Annotated in this window: 1 protein-coding gene; it reads right to left on the bottom strand. The window is 50.9% G+C overall.

The genetic code is table 11. The features are described 5' to 3' along the window. A partial coding sequence (locus tag BW716_RS37355; protein WP_220388913.1) for a hypothetical protein occupies nt 1-1,552 on the bottom strand: 1,552 nt, incomplete at both ends.

Here is a 1,552-nt window from a genome sequence, read left to right as displayed (position 1 = left end):
GTGGTCGGACTATTGACACTTGCAATGGTTGCGGTAGATCCGGCTGGCTTAGACCATGTACCGGAAGCTGTAGATACAGATGGTGCATTGGCCGCCATGGTGAAGGTCGCTGTGTTACACTGGTGCTGGTCAGGACCGGCATCAGCATCAGCTGGTTTCACATAGTTGACCAGTTTCACGCTATCTATAGTAGAACATGTACCATTTACAACTGTCCAGTAAGCCATTACACTATCTCCCACAGGAACTGTGATCGTAGTGGTCGGGCTGTTTGGACTGGTAATCGTAGCTGCCGCTTTGGATACTGTCCACGTGCCAACACCTACGCTGGCCGCAGTGGCTGACATGGTGAAGGTATCGTTCGCACACTGCCTGATGGAATCAGGGCCTGCCTGCGCTGTAGCAGGCGCCTGGTAGTTCTTCAGGAAAACATAATCGGTGCTGGCACATACGCCATTGGTGACTGTCCATATCAAGGTAGCTGTATCGCCTGCGGCTAAGGTCACCGTAGCTGCAGGATTGTTGAACATACCTGTAGTGATAGTGGCCGTGCTGCCTGTAAATGTTGACCATGTGCCTACTGCTGTAGCAGGAGCTGCCGCTGTAGCCTGCATGGTGAAGGAAGCATTATTACACTGTACGATGGAATCCGGACCAGCATCGGCAGTAGTTGGCATAGCGTAATTCACTAATACAATACTGTCTTTAGAAGAACAGGTACCATTCGTCACGGTCCAGTACAGGGTGGCTGTAGAGCCAGTCGCTACTGTGATCACTGCATTTACATTGTTGCTATCAGCAGTACCGATCGTTGCAGTACCACTCTTTATAGACCACTTACCAGTACCGATCGTTGGCGTAGTCGCCGCCATGGTAAAGGAAGGGGTCGCACACTGTTTCACACTATCAGGACCTGCATCGGCGGTTGATGGTGTGGCGTAGTTAATCAGTTTTACGTAATCGGTAGAAGAACAGGTACCGTTGGTCACTGTCCATATCAGTGTAGCAGTATCACCAGCTGCCAGGGTCACCGTAGCTGCAGGATCGTTGAACATACCCGTAGTAATAGTGGCAGTGCTGCCTGTGAAGGTAGACCAGGTACCGGTACCGATGGCAGGTGTTGTCGCCTGCATGGTGAAGGTGCTGTTCGCACACTGCATAATAGAATCCGGACCAGCATTCGCTGTTACCGGTTGCATATAATTGATCAGTGTTACTGAAGCAGAATCAGCGCACACACCGTTGGTTATGACCCAACTTAATAAGGCTGTCTGACCAGCAGGAACTATAACAGTTGAAGTAGCACTGGTCGGTGTGGTCACCGTTGCTGTTCCACTGCGTACATACCAGTAACCGGTTGCGCCGGTCATTGGTGTAGAACCAGCAAGCGTAAACAGACTGTCAGAACAATGAGACTGGGCAGAACCTGCTGACGTAGCGGTTGGCTGTTCGTAATTGATCAGCACAATGTTGTCTGAAGTGGTACAACCCAGGTTGGTGATGGTCCAGCTCAGTACCACTGTAGAACCCGCAGTTACCGTGAAGGTAGTGT

Source organism: [Flexibacter] sp. ATCC 35208, from assembly GCF_001975825.1.
Lineage (GTDB): Bacteria > Bacteroidota > Bacteroidia > Chitinophagales > Chitinophagaceae > Chitinophaga.
Note: the sequence above shows the minus strand (reverse complement) of the source record. Positions and strands in the feature narration are given on the sequence as shown.